The organism is Streptomyces apricus, assembly GCF_008369065.1.
Lineage (GTDB): Bacteria > Actinomycetota > Actinomycetes > Streptomycetales > Streptomycetaceae > Streptomyces > Streptomyces apricus.
Map to the genome: position 1 here is coordinate 1 of NZ_VDFC01000209.1, position 1,418 is coordinate 1,418.

Annotated in this window: 2 protein-coding genes; both read right to left on the reverse strand. The window is 74.1% G+C overall.

The window, feature by feature from the left end; translation table 11 throughout:
* Positions 1 to 111: 111 nt before the first annotated feature.
* On the reverse strand, positions 112 to 1,008 hold the full coding sequence (locus FGF04_RS39235; RefSeq protein ID WP_149516167.1) for a hypothetical protein: 897 nt from the start codon (positions 1,006 to 1,008) through the stop codon (positions 112 to 114).
* On the reverse strand, positions 1,005 to 1,418 hold a 414-nt coding region (locus FGF04_RS39240), incomplete at its 5' end, for a PEP-utilizing enzyme (protein ID WP_268893813.1). The genes FGF04_RS39235 and FGF04_RS39240, both read right to left, overlap by 4 nt.

Genomic DNA, 1,418 nt, shown 5'->3' on the forward strand with positions numbered 1-1,418 from the left:
GGAGTTGTTCGTGGGGGGTAGGGGATGCCTGTTTGCGTGTGGGGTGAAAGTGGTGGGTGGCGGGGTTGGGTATGGAACATCTGTGTCCGGTCCGGTCCGGTCGGGCTCGGATCAGTCGTCGTCCGCGTCCGTGTCGCCGATGGCGATCACCGTGAGGTGCGTACGGTCCAGGCCCGCGTCCTCCAGGCAGCCGCGCAGGCGCATGCGGTCGTGGTCGCTGAGCGCCGGTCGGACCACGCCGGCGAAGAGACCGTCGCCCAGCTCGCCGAGACCGGCGCCGTGGAGCGGCACCGAAGTCGAGTCCCGGCACCGTTCCCACAGTTGGTGCGCCGCGAGCGACTTCCGTTCGGCCGTCATGCCCGTGCCCCGCATGTCGACCCGCAGGAGCAGCGAGGTCGCCTCGGACTCCGCCGCCTCCTCCTCGCGGGTCTGCGTGAGGTCGGCCAGCCCGGCGACGAGCGCGCCGAGCAGCGCGGCCCCGGTCACGCCCACGGCGAGCAGGCGCAGGGTGCGGCGGTGTCCCCGCGGGGCGCCGGGCGGTGGCAGGTCGTCCAGGTCCGCCCCGCCGTCCGGATCGGGCGCGGCCAGGACGGACAGCCGCCCGGCCAGCCGCCGTTCCGCCGCGGGCCGGGCCGTGAGCGACGCGATCCGCTGCACCACCCAGGCGAGGCCGGAGAGCAGTACGCCGGTGACCATCAGGACCGGTACGAAGACGTAGGTACGGCTCGTCGGCTCGTCCAGCCAGCGGAACCGGKCGCCCGCCGCGGCCTCCTTCTCGCGCAGCCGCGCCAGGACGTCCTCCTGCCGCCGGTCCGCGTCGCGCATCCGCTCCTCGATGCGCGCGAGCCGGCCGAGCAGCACGATCCCGAGGAGCAGCACCTCGACGACGAGCAGCAACACCCCGCAGAGAATGGCTCGTTGCCACTGCCAGCGGTAGAGGTAGACGACGAGGTACGAGCCGGCGCCGGCCGCCGCCGCGCCCCCGAAGAGATAGGCGGCGCGCCTCATCGCGCTGCCTCTTCGGATGCTGCCTCTTCGGATTCGGACCTGGGCGCGGGCACCGGCTCCGGCCCGGGACCGTGACTGTGCCCGCCCTTGCTCCGGCTTGCGGTCGTGTCGTCCGTCTGTACGTCCCCCGTGGTGCCGTCGACCATGAGGCGGGAGCCCGGCGGGTACCGGCGTACGGCGTCCGTGGCCCCGACGACGGTGGGCAGCCCGAACTCCCGTGCCAGTACGGCCAGGTGGGACAGCGGACTCCCGGTCTGCGCGACGAGTCCCGCTAGTCCGGGCAGGAGCGGGGCGAGCGCGGGATCGAGCGTGCGGACGACGAGCACGGCGTCCGGCGGGCGCGGACCGGTACCGTCCCAGGCCGTTCCCGCGGCCCGGCCACCGGACGCCGTGCTCGTCGTCCGCACGCT